Source organism: Mesorhizobium sp. B2-3-5 (assembly GCF_006442395.1).
Taxonomy (GTDB): Bacteria; Pseudomonadota; Alphaproteobacteria; order Rhizobiales; family Rhizobiaceae; genus Mesorhizobium.
In genome coordinates this window covers 199,457-210,987 of sequence record NZ_VFVX01000003.1, presented here as the reverse complement: position 1 = coordinate 210,987, position 11,531 = coordinate 199,457, and the positions used below count along the sequence as shown (strand labels likewise).

The 11,531-nt window shown below is 64.4% G+C and carries 9 protein-coding genes; 4 read left to right on the top strand and 5 right to left on the bottom strand.

The features are described 5' to 3' along the window. The first annotated feature begins 289 nt into the window (after positions 1-289). Together FJ958_RS05730 and FJ958_RS05725 are read left to right on the top strand one after the other, a co-directional pair. On the top strand, positions 290-769 hold the full coding sequence (locus tag FJ958_RS05730; RefSeq protein WP_246679504.1) for an invasion associated locus B family protein: 480 nt from the start codon (positions 290-292) through the stop codon (positions 767-769). A 196-nt stretch (positions 770-965) separates the two neighbouring features. Next, complete coding sequence (locus tag FJ958_RS05725; protein WP_140740510.1) at positions 966-2,210, top strand: Xaa-Pro peptidase family protein; 1,245 nt, start codon at positions 966-968, stop codon at positions 2,208-2,210. Positions 2,211-2,535: 325 nt separating this feature from the next. Here FJ958_RS05725 and FJ958_RS05715 read toward each other — a convergent pair whose 3' ends face one another. From FJ958_RS05715 to FJ958_RS05690, 5 genes are all read right to left on the bottom strand, one after another. Then, entirely contained in the window at positions 2,536-3,972 is a 1,437-nt protein-coding gene (locus FJ958_RS05715; RefSeq protein ID WP_140740507.1) for an amidase, read from the bottom strand. A 75-nt stretch (positions 3,973-4,047) separates the two neighbouring features. Next, entirely contained in the window at positions 4,048-5,136 is a 1,089-nt protein-coding gene (locus FJ958_RS05710) for a Gfo/Idh/MocA family oxidoreductase (RefSeq protein ID WP_140740504.1), read from the bottom strand. Between the two features lie 306 nt (positions 5,137-5,442). Then, a complete protein-coding gene (locus tag FJ958_RS05700; protein ID WP_140740501.1) occupies positions 5,443-6,609 on the bottom strand; it encodes an ABC transporter substrate-binding protein in 1,167 nt (388 codons plus the stop codon). 61 nt (positions 6,610-6,670) lie between these two features. Further along, positions 6,671-7,513, bottom strand: a complete 843-nt coding sequence (locus FJ958_RS05695; protein WP_140740498.1) for an ABC transporter permease — start codon at positions 7,511-7,513, stop codon at positions 6,671-6,673. After that, on the bottom strand, positions 7,510-8,343 hold the full coding sequence (locus tag FJ958_RS05690; RefSeq protein WP_140740495.1) for an ABC transporter ATP-binding protein: 834 nt from the start codon (positions 8,341-8,343) through the stop codon (positions 7,510-7,512). The genes FJ958_RS05695 and FJ958_RS05690 overlap by 4 nt, the downstream gene beginning before the upstream one ends. A gap of 310 nt (positions 8,344-8,653) precedes the next feature. Here FJ958_RS05690 and FJ958_RS05685 point away from each other — a divergent pair, with 310 nt between their 5' ends. Both FJ958_RS05685 and FJ958_RS05680 read left to right on the top strand, forming a co-directional pair. After that, positions 8,654-9,586, top strand: coding sequence for a MurR/RpiR family transcriptional regulator (locus FJ958_RS05685; protein WP_140740492.1), 933 nt, complete (start codon positions 8,654-8,656; stop codon positions 9,584-9,586). Between the two features lie 112 nt (positions 9,587-9,698). Beyond that, positions 9,699-11,495, top strand: a complete 1,797-nt coding sequence (locus tag FJ958_RS05680; RefSeq protein ID WP_140740489.1) for an NAD(P)/FAD-dependent oxidoreductase — start codon at positions 9,699-9,701, stop codon at positions 11,493-11,495. Positions 11,496-11,531: the final 36 nt, after the last annotated feature.

Sequence of the window (11,531 nt, the reverse complement as noted above, 5' to 3'; positions counted from 1 at the left end):
CCCGCGTGTCATCCATACGCGAATTCTATTGTATAGCGAGTCCAGACTATTGTGAGTGCTGTTGTCGAGACTCAAAATTCAGTTCTGTGGCAAGAGGGCCACAGTATTTTTGCCGGCTTGCTTGGCGAGGCGCCGGCTTTCGGAGCAGTCACGGGTGTTGTATCAAGCCTTTTCGGGCAAAATACCTGCTTGGGCAAGGAAATTGGGGGGCACGGAGATTATGATACTTGTTTTAGCTATCGCTAATCTAAGAAGAGTGGCCGCGGCATCGGCTGTCCTTTGGCTGGCGATGGCTTGGGTTGGACCCGTGCTGGCCGAGGAGGCCAAGCCGGCCCAGCCACAGCAGGCAGACGCCAATCCGTGGGCCGTGAACTGCTCCAGCGGCTCGGCGACCACCGAGCTCCAATGCCAGGTGTCGCAGAACCTGACGGAGGCCAAGACAGGACAGCGCGTGCTGACCGTGACCGTGCGCCGCGACAATGGCAATGGCAGCCTGGCCATGCTGCTCGCTCTGCCGCACGGCCTGTTCCTGCCATCCGGGGCCAGCTATCAGATCGACCAGGGGCAGAAGACGACCATCGCCATCCAGACCAGCGACCAGAACGGCGCCTACGCCGCGACCCCCCTGTCGCCAGAACTCGTCAAGGCGATGAAGTCGGGGACCAATCTGAACATCGGCATGGAATCGGTCACCCGCAAGCCGGTCACCATTCCGGTGTCGTTGGCCGGCTTCACTGCCGCGATCGCCAAGCTGGAATCGACCAAGTAGCCGATCTCGCCGTTCGTCTGAGTGGACGCTTGTGTCCACGGATCGATGCCTCGGCGATTGGCGGCAACACCCGTCACTTCGCCCAATCCCGAATGTCGCCAATGTGAGGCGACAGCGGATCTTCCGCAGCGAGGAACCGGCTTGATTGTCCGCACCGGCAATGCTCCGTTGGCGCTTCTGATGTCAGGAGAAAGACATGACGGGCTTTGTCGACCGCCAGCGTGTCGCGCTGTTGATGGAACGGGCCGGCATCGAGGCGCTGGTGCTCTGCGCGCCCGAGGCATTCCATTATGCGACTGGGGCTTGGATCGGCCCGGCGGGGCTGTTCCGGCGCGCCGGCGCGGGCTTCGTTGTCATCCCGGCCCGGCACGACCTGCCGATCGGCGTCGTGGTCGCGGACTTCAACGCGGCGCAGGTGAGGACCGCCGCGCCCGAAGCGGCCGTGCGCTCGCACCCGATCTGGATCGAATCCGCACCGGTCGAAATTGGAACCCAGGGACGTCCCTTGGTCGAGCGCATCGAGGCCGGCCTGGCCTCGCTTGGCCGCGCGCCGGATTTCTCGCGCCCCGCCACCTTCGATCTCGCCGCTTCGGTGCGCCAGTTGCAGGCGATGCTGAAAGAATTCGGGCTGGCGCGCACGACGCTGGGCGTCGACCTCGACTTCGTTCCGGCCGCCGATCTCGCGGCCATCCAGGCGCTGCTGCCGCACCATCGGGTGGTCGACGGCTCGGAGGTCCTGGACCGGCTGCGGGCCGTCAAGTCACAGCGCGAGATCGACCTCCTGCAGCAGGGCATCATCCTGTCGGAAGCGGGGCTGGAGCGTCTGCAGGTGGATGCGATGGCTGGCATGCGCCAGGCCGACCTCGTCGCGCTCTACCGGAAAGGCGTCGCCGAAGCGGCCGCAGGCCTGTCGCATCCGGTCGTGACGGCGGAATATGTGACGCTTGGCGCCCGCGCCAAAGGCGCCGATGCCAAGGCGATGCCCGGCGATCCGCTGAAGTGCGACATGGTCTGCACGGTCGGCTTCTATGCCTCCGACATGTCGCGCAACTTCATCTTCGGGCCGCCTTCCCCAGATCAGGCACAGCTGCACGCGATCGCCGAGCGCGCCTTCGAGGACGGGCTGGCGGCCCTTGTGCCGGGCAATTCCCTCGCCCATGTCCACCGCGTGACCACCGACAGCCTGGAGCGGCAGGGGTTGCGCTCCTACCGCCGCGGCCATTTCGGCCACAGCGTCGGCCAGTCGGTCTTCTCCGAGCAATGGCCGTTCATCTCAGCCGACAGCGATATCGTGATCGAAGCCGGCATGGTGCTGGCCTTCGAGATCCCGCTCTACATCGATGGCCTCGCCAGCTTCAACCTCGAGGACCAGTTCCTGGTCACGCCGGATGGTCCTGTCGCGATGAACAGGCTGCCGAGGCGGCTGGAGACGATCGGTTAGCGAGGACGCTGTCGTCTGGCTGGCCGCGCACTTTGGGCGGCCTGCTGCGCCATGGCCGCTGTTCACAATGACACCGCCGCTGGCGCTGCCCCTCACCTGCCTGCCGGCATTCCCTCCCCTTATGGTGACGGGGAGAGGGACGCTCTCAGTGCCGATCTCGCCAATCTTGCGCGCCGTCAGAAAGGCGCCGGCGTCGCGGCCAGCTGCTCTCGCCCCGTTCACGGGGAGAGATGTCCGGCAGGACAGTGAGGGACAGCACCGACGGCAGAGATTGTTGCGTCATGTTGATATTGGGTGATGCCGGCATCACCGACATCAACGCATCCTACGCGCTCACCGGCGGCCGCCGATCCCTCCAGGGCATTTCCTGCTCGAGCTGCGCCGACGCGGCGAGCACCATCGCTTCGTCGCCGTAGCGTCCGACCAGCTGCACGCCGATCGGGACACCGCCATTCGACCAGCCAAGCGGCAGCGAGATCGCCGGCTGGCCGGAGATGTTGAAGGGGAAGGCGAAGACCGCATCGGTCCATTTGGCGTTGTAACGATCGATGTCGGTCTCCGACATGTCGTAGTAGCCGAACGGGCGCGGAAGCTGGGTGAGCGTGGGCGTGATGAAGAGATCGTAGGCGGTGAGATCGCCGACAATGTCGCGGCCGACCTGCCTGAGCTGCTCGACGTCGGAGATGTGCCTGACGCCGCTGGTGGCGCGGCCGCGCTCGATAATCGCCCAGGTCACCGCCTCGACGTCTTGTGGCGTCACCGGCCGGCCGATCACCGTTTCATGATAATCGAACGTCGCCGCCGTCTGCACGCAGGTCATGTTGGTGTAGGTCGCCCACACGCCGTTGGCATCGAGCGGCATGTCGTGCTCCTCGACATGATGGCCCAGCCGCTCGAGCGTCGCCACCGTTGCCAGCACCGCCGCCTTCACCTCTGGATCGATGGCCGTGCCATTGGGCGGCGTGACGGTGAAGCCGATGCGCAACGTCTTGGGCGCCCGGGCCGACAGGCTGAGCCAGCTGCCATCCGGCACCGGCGGCGTGTAGGGGTCGCCCGGCAGCGCGCCGGCCACCGCATCGAGATAGGCCGCCGTGTCGCGCACGCTGCGCGAGCAGCAGAGAAAATAGGCGCCGCCATACCAATAGTCGCCGAACGGGGCGAGGCTGACGCGGCCGCGCGACGGTTTGAGCCCGACAATGCCGCAACAGGAGGCCGGAATGCGGATCGAGCCGGCGCCGTCGCTGGCTTCCGCGATCGGCACCATGCGCGCGGCGACGGCGGAAGCCGCACCGCCGCTGGAACCACCTGGCGTGATGCCCTCCTTCCACGGGTTCTTCGTCGTTCCGTAGAGTTTTGGTTCGGTCGTGATCGACCAGCCGTTTTCGGGCGCGTTCGATTTGCCGACCAGCACCAGCCCGGCCGACTTCATGCGGCGGACCACTTCGGTGTCGAAATCGGCGACGACATCCTTCAGGTAATAAGAAGAATTGGTGTTGGGCGCGCCTGTCCAGGACGAAGCCAGTTCCTTGAGCAGGAACGGCACACCGGCGAAAGGCGCCGATTTGTCGACCGCGCCTGCCTGTGCGCGTGCCATGTCATAGAGGCGATGGATGACCGCGTTGAGCGCCGGATTAAGCCGTTCGACCAGCATGATCGCCGCCTCGACCAGCTCGGCCGGCGAAACCTCGCCCCGATGCACCAGACCGGCGAGATCCAGCGCGTCGGAGTCCGCATAGGTTTTCAACAGACCGTCGGTGACCATGTCTCTCTCCCAGTTTGCGACGTTGGCGCTGCCCTCACCGCCGGCGCCTCCGCCGCCGCCAGCAACCGGGTTGCATCAGGCCAGGTCGACGGTCCGGCCGAGCGCGATGCTCTGCTCGGCCGCCAGCACGATGCGCAGGCTGTTGACCGCCGCGTCCATCTGCTCGGTCAGGTCGAGATCCTCGCGGATCGCTCGCAGGAAGAAGGCCTGTTCGCGGTCGCACAGCTCCTGATGGCCGGGCTCGTCCTCCATGCTGACGATCTCGTCCGGCTTGGAGAAATTCTTGTCGCCGTCGACGGCAGCATAGTGGATCTTCAGCGCGTCGGTCTTGGTATGGCGGTCAATGTCAGCGGAATTGGATACTTCGGCGTCCGAAGCGGTACTTGCAGCCTGGCCGGCAACGATCGACACCGCCCCTTTCGGGCCGACCACGTCCTTCACGAAATAGGCCGTCTCGCTCATCATCGGGCCCCAGCCCGCCTCGTACCAGCCGACGGAGCCGTCATCGAAGGTGACATGCAGATGCCCATAATTCTGCTTGTCGGCCTCCGCCCAGAGTTTGGCGCCGATGCCATGCACGCGCACCGGCTTGGCGCCGGTCAGCTGGCACATGACGTCGACATAGTGCACGCCGCAATCGACGATCGGGATCAGCGAATCGATCAGGTTCTTGTGCCAATGCCAGGCGGTGCCGCTGCTCTGCTGGTTGAGATTGAGACGCATCACCAGCGGCTTGCCGAGCGTCTTGCCGACCTCGATGAACTTGATCCAGGAAGGATGGACGCGCAGGATGTAACCCAACACCAGCTTGCGGTTTTTCGCCCGTGCGGCGGCGACCACCTTTTCGGCGTCCTCGATGTTGGTGGCGAGCGGCTTTTCCATGAACACATGGCAATTGGCCGCGATCGCCTTCAGCGCATATTCGGTATGGGTGTTCGGCCAGCTGTTGATCGAGACGGCGTCGGGCTTCGTCTCCTTCAGCGCCAGGTCGAAATCCTCATAGAGCGGGTAGCCGGAAAGCTCCGCCGGAATCTTCTTGCTGCTCTTGATCGAGCGGCTCATGATGCCGACGATCTCGAAGCCTTCGGAGCGATGATAGGCGCTGGCGTGCGACGCACCCATATTGCCCAGACCCACCACCAGCACTTTCACCTTGTCGGCCATGTCAGCCTCCCATTTATTGACCGGATCGTGGGCAGCGACGTGTCGCCACCAATGTATTGCCCTGGCAATCGAGCTACGTCGGCGCCGCCCCTCATTGCCCTGCCGGGCATTTCTCCCCGTATAGTGACGGGGAGAAAGAAGTCTTCGCCGAGGATTTCGCCAATCGCCCGCGTTGCAGAAAGAGCGCGGAGGGCACGGCCATCTCCCTTCTCCCCGTCACTATACGGGGAGAAGGTGCCGGCAGGCGGATGAGGGGCAGCACCGACACCGCCAAATCACCAGACTGCCCTGCTAATCCGCCAGTCCCTACTTCACCGCCGAATCGAACAGATGCGCCTTGATCTTCTCGACATCGAGCGCGGCAAAGCCTTCCGACAGCTTGATGCCGTCGGCATCGGCCTTGACCTTGGCCTTGTCGAAATTGTTGGCCGCCGGGATCAGCTCGTTGGTGCAGACATCCTCGGCCTTCACCGGATTGGTGATCTGGCCGATCTTGTGGATCTCGTCGAAGAAACCCTGCCAGCTCGCCATGTCGTGCGAGCCCCAGCCGCCGCGCTTGTCCATGTCGCCGCGGAAGACGTTGATCTGCTGCAGGATCGAGGTGGTGCCGAGCTCCGGGCCGAGATTCTTGGCCAGTGTCGGGAACTGCTCGAACACCGCTTCGACCGCCGCGCGCGGATTCTGGTAGCCGAATTCGAGGCCCATCGCCCAGCCGCGCAGATACTTTTCCAGGAACGCCTTCTTGTCGGGATCCGCCAGGTCGGCGGTGCGAACGACGAAGGTGTTGGCCGGCAGTTTCGAATGCTGGACGCCGAGCCAATACTCGAAATCGAGTCCCTTGGCGATCCATTCGGCGCGCAGGCCTTCCCACGACAGGGCGGCGTCGCCCTGGCCGCCGGCAAGGGCTGTGCCCCAGGTCGGCCAGCCGGCTTCGACATATTTGACCTTCTTGATGTCGACGCCTTGTGCCGCCAGCAGCGGATCGGTGATCGACTGCCAGGCGGCGGAGCCGAGCAGGATGGTCTTGCCTTCCAGCTTCTTCAAGTCGTTCGATCCCTCGCCCTTGCGGAAAGCGATGCTGAACGTGTCGCGCGCGCCCATGTGGAACACCGACTTCAGCTTCATGCCGTTCTGGATGGCGAAGGAGAACACGCCGGGCGAGGGGAAGCCCATGTCGGCCTGGCCGACATCGACGAACTTCACCGTCGCGGTGCCGTCCGACGGGCCGGGCTGCATGTCGGTGTCGAGCCCGTCGAAATAGCCGGCCTTCTTGGCCGCCCAGTAGGGATAGTCGTCGAGCACTTCGAGCGTGCCGCGCGGCGAGATCCAGGTGAATTTGCCATAGGCCTCGGCCCTGGCCTTCAAGCCCGTGGCGCCGAGCGCGGTGGCCGTCACCAGGCCGGCGCCGGTCACTTGCAGGAAAGTGCGGCGGCTGATGCCCGCCGCGTTGTTGATTGGATTCTCCATCTTCATAACATTCCCCTTTTTGTTGATTGTCAGTCTCTTGCCGACCGTCTCCCGGGCGTCTTCTGCCTTATGCCTCCCAACTCGCCCATTTCTTCCCGATCAGGAAGAACAGCACGTAGATCAGAATGCCGAGCGTCGACAGGATCAGCACCACGGCGAAGAACTGCGGCATCTGGATCATCGACGAATAGGTTGTCAGCCGGTTGCCGAGGCCGAAACCGCCGCCGACCATCTCGGCGCCGACGGCGGTGAGCAGGCCGAAGATGGCGCCGATCATCAGCCCGACCAGGATCATCGGCAGCGCCATCGGTGCGCGGATCTTCCAGAATATTTGCAAGGTGCTGGCGCCGTAGGATCGCGCCAGCGCGATCTTGGCGCTGTCGACGCGGCGAAAGCCGGTGGCGGCGTTGATCATCACCATCGGCCCGGCGGCCAGCGCCACCGCGATGATGCGCGGGGTGTAGCCGAAGCCGAAACGCAGGATCAGCAGCGGCACCAGCGCCAGCATCGGCGTGGTGACGAGCAGCAATATGTAGGGCGCGACGATCTTTTCGGCGAAAGGGAACTGGGTGATGACGGCCGCCAGCACCATGCCGACCACGGCGCCGATGGCGAAGCCCGATACCAGCTCGACCAGCGTGTAGCCGAGGTGCGGCGCGATCAGCGGGAACTCGTCGAACAGCGCGTAGGCGATCGAACTCGGCGGCGGCATGATGTAGAGCGGCACGTGGAACAGCCGCAGCGCCAGCTCGATGCCGCCGATGATGATCACCGCAACCGCGATGATGGCCGCCACTTCCTTGCCCGACTTGATGCCGGGACCGCCGGCGAAGGCGGACAAATTGGTCAGGCTGACGTCCTGTCCGTCACTTGCCTTGGATTTGGAAAATTCCGGAATGGCGTCGCTCATGGCCTGATCCTCACGATCTCGGCACTTGTGCGCGCCTGTTCCGGCGGCTTCGGCCTGGCGCGCTCGCCGACGATGTCCATCTTGATCCGGTTGGTGAGGTCGAAGACTTCTTTCGTCGCCATGATCTCCAGCGAGCGTGGCCGCGGAAACGGCACGCGGTACTCACGGGCGACCTTGCCCGGCCGGGCGCTCAGCACCACCACGCGGTCCGAGAGGAAGATCGCTTCCTCGATGCTGTGGGTGATGAAGACGATGGTGGTCTTGGTGTCGAGCCAGATTTCCTCGACCAGCCGGTTCATCTCCTCGCGGGTGAAGCTGTCGAGCGCGCCGAACGGCTCGTCCATCAACAGCACCGAGGGCTTCAGCGCCAGCGCCCGCACGATCGCCGCGCGCTGCTGCATGCCGCCTGACAGCTCGCGCGGGAACTTGCCGCCGAAACCGTCGAGCCCGACGCGGTTGAGGAGATGTGCGATCCAAGCGCGGTCCGGCTTCTCGCCCTTGATCTCGAAGGGGAAGCGGATATTGGCGTCGAGATTGCGCCAGGGCAGGAGATTGGCTTCCTGGAAGACGATGCCGATATCGGGATGCGGACCGGTGATCGCCTTGCCGTCGAGCCGGATCTCGCCGCTGGTCAGGCCGTGCAGGCCCGACATCGACCACAAAAGCGTGGTCTTGCCGCAACCGGACGGGCCGACGATCGAGACGATTTCATTGGCGCGGATGTCGAGACTGCAGCGGTCCAGCGCCAAGAGGTCGCCGGACGCCGTGTGATAGATCTTGGTCGCTGCCTGCACGCCGAGCTTCGGCGTTGTTGCTTCGCCCGCGTTCATCCGCCCCTCGGAGATTGCGTGATGATCCAATGGTCATCAGACTGCCAGAAATCAGTCTGTAACTATCCTACTTCGCTGTCAAGCGGTCGTGATGGCAAGCGTGTAACGAAAATTCCGAGCTTCCATTAATCCCTTGTTATTGCGTGTTTTTCTCCGTCTTGAAATTCGTGTTGCTTTCCTACATACTTAGCGCCATGGCTCCGGCATGCCCTTGCGGCACGCACCGGTTGCACCCATGGCCAGGCGCATGGAACGGCAGCGTGCAAACATGGTAAGAGGTCAGGTCGAAAAGACAGGGAAGACCGACTTGATGACCGAAGCTGACAGCCAGGAAGTGAGCAGTGATCTGGAAGGGCGCGACCTCCGGCGCATCCCCGACATCATCTCGCTGGTCAAGGATTCCTATGCCGAGCTGCGCCCGGCCGAGCGCCGCGTCGCCGATGTTGTGTTGGACGACGTCAAATACGCCGTCGACGCCTCCAATGCGGCCCTTGCCCAGCGCGCCGGGGTCAGCGAACCGACGGTCACCCGGTTCTGCCGCGCCATCGGCTGCGAGGGCGTGCGTGATTTCAAGCTGAAGCTGGCGCAGAGTCTTGTCGTCGGCGCGCTTTATCTGGCCAAGCCGCCGGCGACCAGCGGCGACAACGGCATGCCGTTCTGGAACGCAGTTTTCGGCGAAGCACGCCAGGCCCTGCAGGAGGCCGAGCGCCAACTCGACCCGGCGCAGCTGCAGAAGGCCGCCGAACTCATTGCCAAGGCGCGCCAGGTTACCGTCTTCGGGCTGGGCGGCAGTTCCTCGGCGCTGGCACAGGAAACCCAATACCGGTTGTTTCGCTACGGCATATCGATCAGCGCCCAGTGCGATCCCTACCTGATGCGCATGACCGCCTCGACGCTGAAGCCCGGCGATCTGGTGATCGCCATTTCGGCGACCGGGCGCACGCGCGAGGTGATCGAGGCGGTCGAACTCGCCAAGCACTATCGCGCCAACGCCATCGCCGTGACCGCGCCCGACACCGAGCTTGCGCGCGCCTGCGACGTCAGGCTGACGGTTGCCGTGCCCGAATATCCCGACACGCTGAAGCCAACCGCATCGCGCTTCGCCTTCCTGGCGATGATAGACCTCTTGGCGGTGGCCTCGGCCTACAAGCTCGATGGCCCGGCGCGTGAGACGGTGCGCCGCATCAAGTACAACGCCCAGATCCACCGCACCGGCAAGGAGATGGAGCCGCTGGGGGACTAGTCTCTTCTCCCCGTTCACGGGGAGAAGGTGCCGGCAGGCGGATGAGGGGCGGCGCCGGGTTCGACAGTTACCGTCTCAACGGATGGGGCGCATTGCAGGAAGAGGGACAGACATGCTCGAAATGGCACCAACGAAACAGGCCGCCGCATGGCTCGGCTCCTTTGCGCAGGCGCTTGAAGCCGGCGACGTGGCGGCGGCCGGCAATCTGTTCGTCGACGATTGCTACTGGCGCGATCTTCTGACCTTCACCTGGAACGTGAAGACCATGGAAGGCCGCGAGGCCATCGCCGACATGCTCAAGGCGACGCTGGCGACGACGAAACCCGCCGCATGGCAGCTCAGCGGCGAGGCGACCTCGGACGAAGGCACGATCGAAGCCTGGTTCACATTCGAGACCGCGGTCGCCTCGGGACAAGGCATCATGCGCCTGCGCGACGGGCGCTGCCGGACATTGTTCACCGCCATGACGGACCTGAAAGGCTTCGAGGAGCGCAAGGGCGCGGCGCGGCCGCTCGGCGTGCGCCACAAGGCCGATCCCGAGCGCGAGACCTGGTCGGAGGCGCGGGCGCGCGAGACGCGCGAACTTGGCGCCTCCGAGCAGCCCTATTGCCTGGTCATCGGCGGCGGCCAGGGCGGCATCATGCTCGGCGCGCGTCTCAGGCAGCTCGGCGTGCCGACCATCGTCATCGAGAAGAACGCGAGGCCAGGCGATTCCTGGCGCAACCGCTATCGCACGCTCGTGCTGCACGATCCGGTCTGGTACGACCATCTGCCCTACATTCCGTTTCCCGATAACTGGCCGGTCTTCACGCCCAAGGACAAGATGGGCGACTGGCTGGAAATGTACACGCGCGTCATGGAGCTCAATTACTGGGCCGCCACCAAGTGCCTCAGCGCGAGCTATGACGAGGCGGAGAAGGTCTGGACCGTGGTGGTCGATCGCGTCGGCAGGCAGGTCACGCTGAAGCCGAAGCACATCGTCTTCGCCACCGGCGCCTACGGGCCGCCGCGAAAGATCGACCTGGCCGGCGCGGACCAGTTCAAGGGCGAGTTGCTGCATTCCAGCCAGTATTCGAGCGGCGATAAATTCCGTGGCAGGAAGGTCGCGGTCATCGGCGCGGCAAGCTCCGGGCATGACGTCTGCGTCGACCTTTGGGAGAGCGGCGCCGACGTCACCATGATCCAGCGCTCGCCGACCACCGTGGTCAAGTCGGACACGCTTATGGAAGTAGGCTTCGAAATCTTCTCGGAAAGCGCGCTGGCGCGCGGCATCACCACCGAGAAGGCCGACATGATCGTCGCCTCGACGCCGTTCGCTCTGGTGCCCAAGGGCCAGCGGGCGCTCTACGACGTCATCCGGGCGCGCGACGCAGGCTTCTACGATCGCCTGCGCGCCTCGGGCTTCGCCATCGATTTCGGCGACGACGAGACGGGCCTGCTGATGAAGGCCTACCGCACCGGCTCAGGCTACTACATCGACGTCGGCGCCTCGGACCTGATCATCGACGGCAAGATCGGCATCCGCAGTGGCGTGGCGATCAAGTCGCTGACGCCAAAGGGCATCCTGTTCGATGACGGCACCGAGATCGAGGCCGACGCCATCATCGCCTGCACCGGCTACCAGTCGATGAACGAGAATGTGGCCGCGCTCGTCTCGCGCGAAGTCGCCGACAAGGTCGGCCCCTGCTGGGGCCTTGGCTCCGGCGTCAAGGGCGACCCCGGCCCGTGGCAAGGCGAGCTGCGCAACATGTGGAAGCCGACGGCACAGGAAGCGCTGTGGTTCCATGGCGGCAACCTGGCGCTGTCGCGCTTCTATTCGAAATATGTGGCGCTGCAGATCAAGGCGCGCATGGAAGGCATCGCGACGCCGGTTTATGGGCCGCCGAGCAATTCCTCACGCCGGAATTGAAAGGAGCTGGGGCCACCGGACCAGCCCGGACGAAAA

Excerpts from the sequence above, each read along its gene's own strand:
- FJ958_RS05690 (WP_140740495.1), bottom strand. The coding sequence starts at position 8,343 with ATGAACGCGGGCGAAGCAACAACGCCGAAGCTCGGCGTGCAGGCAGCG.
- FJ958_RS05730 (WP_246679504.1), top strand. The coding sequence starts at position 290 with ATGGCTTGGGTTGGACCCGTGCTGGCCGAGGAGGCCAAGCCGGCCCAG.
- FJ958_RS05715 (WP_140740507.1), bottom strand. The coding sequence starts at position 3,972 with ATGGTCACCGACGGTCTGTTGAAAACCTATGCGGACTCCGACGCGCTG.
- FJ958_RS05725 (WP_140740510.1), top strand. The coding sequence starts at position 966 with ATGACGGGCTTTGTCGACCGCCAGCGTGTCGCGCTGTTGATGGAACGG.
- FJ958_RS05700 (WP_140740501.1), bottom strand. The coding sequence starts at position 6,609 with ATGAAGATGGAGAATCCAATCAACAACGCGGCGGGCATCAGCCGCCGC.
- FJ958_RS05685 (WP_140740492.1), top strand. The coding sequence starts at position 8,654 with ATGACCGAAGCTGACAGCCAGGAAGTGAGCAGTGATCTGGAAGGGCGC.
- FJ958_RS05695 (WP_140740498.1), bottom strand. The coding sequence starts at position 7,513 with ATGAGCGACGCCATTCCGGAATTTTCCAAATCCAAGGCAAGTGACGGA.
- FJ958_RS05710 (WP_140740504.1), bottom strand. The coding sequence starts at position 5,136 with ATGGCCGACAAGGTGAAAGTGCTGGTGGTGGGTCTGGGCAATATGGGT.
- FJ958_RS05680 (WP_140740489.1), top strand. The coding sequence starts at position 9,699 with ATGCTCGAAATGGCACCAACGAAACAGGCCGCCGCATGGCTCGGCTCC.